This is a genomic window from Acetobacter sicerae (genome assembly GCF_011516765.1).
GTDB classification, from domain to species: Bacteria; Pseudomonadota; Alphaproteobacteria; order Acetobacterales; family Acetobacteraceae; genus Acetobacter; species Acetobacter sicerae.
On record NZ_JAAABN010000049.1, the window covers coordinates 1 to 4,281 of the forward strand.

A 4,281-nucleotide genomic window follows, 5' to 3' on the forward strand; every position below is an offset into this window, starting at 1 on the left:
GGACTGTGAATCACGGAACGCCGTTCAATTCAATGAATTAACAGGTCCTGAGCCTAGTGGAAACATACCGCGCAACACGCCTGGCAAGACCAACAAGGGCACAGGCATGGCGCTCACTCAGGCCCAGAGCTTCCTGAATGCGTAGGGACCGCCTGGCGCTTCGCAACAGGCGTCACCACTTTTTTTCAACGAATCTCCTTCAGCGCCGCATTATCCAGCATCGCATCCACCAGAAGACGTTTCAGCCGCCTGGCTTCGGAAACTTCAAGACCTCCATAGTGGGTCTTCCATTTGTAGAACGTCGCATCACTGCTCCCGTGTGTGCGGCAAAGATCAGGGACCTTCAGACCAGTTTCCTGTTCCTTCAAAATCCCTATGATCTGTTCTTCCGTAAAACGACTGCGCTTCATTCGTCCGTATCCTTCTCGATCGGACTCTACTTTTAAATGGTTACATTTCGGGGGGGCACGTCAGAGCCAAACCATTAGACATGACCGGTCGGAGATTATCTGAAGCCCTGTAGAGAAAGAAATAAGTTCTGGAAAACGTGCTATAAAAGCAGAGAGGTAACAACATACTCATTCTCATTGCCGAGAAGGAACACAATGCACCCGGGATCACCATAGGCAGAGACGGCTTAACATCAACCGGGTGCAGCTTATTCAAACTCAAAGTCTACCCGAAAAAGCGGGGTCATATCTTCTATTTACCGAAACTTTATCATTCAATGATCACGATACCCCACTAAATTGGAGCGCAATTCCTTGGAGAGAAGTTATATTTGAAAATGTAACATTATGGCCATCAGCAAGACCAACCGTAAGTCCACTTGAATAAAACGCATAGGACTGAACGTCTCGAATGGTTGCTGTATCATTTACTTGATTAAAACCTGTAATTGTGGAACTTCCCAATCCAGACTCTAATAACAGGTTGCCGCTAGATGCTTTCGTCATATCTAACGTAAAACCACCAGAGTTGGCTGCGGTTAAATTAAGTTCCCCTACTCCCGCCAGAAGAGTGGCAGTACTCTCGCTAACCAATGAAATAACGGTCATGCCTGCTCCAGCAGTCAGGTCAAGAGAGGCTGTTTGTCCTATCTGGCCGAGGTAAGTCTCTGTCCCTACCGAAGATGCCTCACTGAGATCAGCAGTGATTGCTCCTGATCCTGCTTTAATGATATCGCCAGAGGCTCCAGTATCAGCTATAAAGGAAAGAGTACCTGATCCACCAATGATGGTGTTGTCGCCTTGTGACAGGATATTCACTGCCGCGGCCTGGTTGAGAGTAAGGGACGCATCGCTTCCGGTGAAATCAAGATTAGCTTGCTCATTCGAGGTGATTGAAACGGAAGCTGTGTCCAAATCTTGAATGATATTAGTTACGTCATTCCCTCCTTCCAGTAGAACGTCCGTATGGGTGGAGGCTAAAGGACCAGCATCCGCAATCAAGGATAGTGTGTTGTATACCGACGTCTCTTCGCTACCCATGTAAATTTCGGTTGTTCCAGCAGTGTGAATAATGGTAGAAGACCCTGCCTCAACAGTATTATACGCATTATTGGATGAGTATACAGTAAGTGTTCCGTCATTATTATCTTGGTTATTGATGAGTTTTGTATTGGCACCCCCTGTATAAACTGTAGTGGTGCCTTTGTTTCCGTACAGTGTAAGGTTGGCAACAGCATGACGGTTATCTACTACTTCAGAAATACCTGCTACAGCTTCATTTGATACGGTAGAGTATTCAGTTCCAAAACGAACCCCATAATTTACTAAATCGAGATATTGCGCTTGCGATGTTCCATCTGCGCCAAGCCCAAAACTTATATCGGATTCATGGCCAATAAGAGTACGAAGATAAACAGCTGTTTCCGCAAGTGTCATCCCATCCAACGAAGTGACCCCAGAAAATGTTAGCGCGTAACCATCGGTCAGGCTGACGACGAGATCATTGTTTTCCACATGATACCCAGAGACATTGGCAACTGTTGCTGTATCCTTACTGCTGTCAAAACCCGTAATTATTGAGTTGCCCAAGCCACTTTCAAATGTAAGAGTGGCAGCGGATGCCTTTGAAAGATCAAGACTAAAACCACCTGAATTTCCAGCAACGAGATTGAAAGTTCCTGTTCCAGCAATGAGTTTTGCAGAGCTCTCTCGGACTAAGGTTACATCCGTAGTATCTGCACCCCCTGTCAATATTAGGCTGCCGTACCCTACTGTTTTTTGCCCGATATAGGTTTCAGTTCCGTTTGAAGCAGCATTGCTAAAATCTACGGTCATGATCCCAGCACCGCCCCGGACTATATCTCCACTTCCACCATTTGCTGTAAATGAAAGCGAACTGCTTCCTTTATTGTATTGAACTACTGTATTTCCTTCCGATACAACTGTTGCAGTTCCTGTTTGCTGCAAGAAAATTGATGTGTCAGCACCTGTAAATTGAACAGCAGCATCCCCATATGCCTCGATCGTTGCGTAAGTCTCGCTGGTATTATTTATAATGTTTGTAACATTCCCTCGACCGACAAGGGTAACATAAGTTTGTGCAGTAACCTCATCTGCTGTACCTACAGATTGAATAGTAAGTGTATTGATAAGAGAATCAATCTGACGTCCCATGGTCACAGCTGTTTCTCCTGCTGCTTCCAGCAAGGTTGTGTGACCAGCCTCAATGGTATTGTGAGCCATATCTGCAGAAATAACGGTTAACACGCCGTTGTTTCCACGTGATCCATTCTGGATGTTGGTAACAGCGTTACCTGTATAAACAGTGGTATCTCCCTGATTGCCCAGAACAGTCAGATTTTCGTTGGCTTGCCTATTATCAATGATTTCTGGTGTGCCTTTTTCCGCACTATTTGATACAGAAATAAGATAAGTTGGGTCATTTTCATCATTTTTAATTAGAATAAGATTCTCTGCAGATCCGGTTGATGTTGATGCCAGGCTGCGTGTCATTATATTTTGGCCGAGTACAAGATTCATGTCACCAGAAACTACAATATTAGTTTTAGGTATGTCTGGACTTGTCACTTCAAGAATGGAAGATGTGACGGATGCAATATTGTTCAATCCAACCGCTACTGCGGCAATATCGTAAGATCCGTATCCTACGGACGTGAGTGTGACGTTCCAGTTTCCATCTTCATCTGCTGTGCCGGTACCCAGTGCTTTTCCAAGCACTCCATCATTGTCGACGTAAATCGTAATCTGAGCATATGGAACGGTCGTGCCGGAGATAATCGTCCCAACATTGACTGTATTACTCAGTACGCCATCCGTTCCAGTCGTAATAAGCGGAATAGGCGTGTAAGTCGTAGTTTCAGCATTTACCGCTACCCATGCTGCAACACTAGCGATGGAATTAGAATCTGAAATAGATCCTATCCCATTATCAGAACTTCCATAATTTTCTACAATCCATGCGGTTGGAATTGCTCCTGCACGTTCAAAATATAGAATATAATCTTTAGTCCGCCCAAGAAAAATTGAATCATCCCCAAATGGTGAAATAATAACTGTAGAAATCAAGTTGTTAGAATTAGCCCAGTTTACTTCATCATAGGAAAATTGTTGATAAGCTTCGCCTCGTATGAAGAAATATGTGGGTGGTGCATCAAGTGTTAATCCACCTCCATAGAGCGCTGCTTCCTGTATTTCCTGGTATGGAGTATAAGTTGTATTGATCCAATCATCTGGAAAATCCCCGTTAGGTGACCAGATAGGAGCTACAACTTTTACCCCATATGCTTTGGATGCATCGACTGTCAGTTTGAATTCTGCAAGCCAGTTTGGGTCGGAACCAGACCAGAAATCGATAATGGAGTTCCAGACTGATGGGTGAAGTCCATAGTCGAGCCAATCAGTCTGGTATGTGGTAGCCAACCAGTTGTAGATATTGGTGCCACGTTGAAGATTGATCTCAGCGACACCGTCTCCATTGCCGCTGAGCGACTCCATAGCTGATGCTATCTCAGGCCAAGTGCCGTCGTTTATCGCCTCATAAACGCCCGTTTCCTGCGTGTAGTAACCGACGTCACCTTCAGATTCGAGTTCTGAGAGGTTTTCCGCATTAGTCAAAGCGTCAAGGTCGACAGTGCCCCCAAGATATGAACGGTCATCCATAATATGATATCCAAGCCAAAAAAAAACATTGGATATAAAATATGATACATGTGATTTAATTTTGATTAATTAGCTTTCAAATTTCATATGCTGACTAGGCTCAGGACCTGTTAATTCATTGAATTGAACGGCGTTCCGTGATTCACAGTCT

The 4,281-nt window shown here is 44.6% G+C and carries 1 protein-coding gene and 1 pseudogene; both read right to left on the minus strand.

The annotated features are described in order from the left end of the window. Positions 1–52: 52 nt before the first annotated feature. Positions 53–410, minus strand: a pseudogene (locus tag GVI59_RS19230) (transposase); the annotation flags it as partial. 321 nt (positions 411–731) lie between these two features. After that, on the minus strand, positions 732–4,130 hold the full coding sequence (locus GVI59_RS18325; RefSeq protein WP_173575479.1) for a beta strand repeat-containing protein: 3,399 nt from the start codon (positions 4,128–4,130) through the stop codon (positions 732–734). Positions 4,131–4,281: the final 151 nt, after the last annotated feature.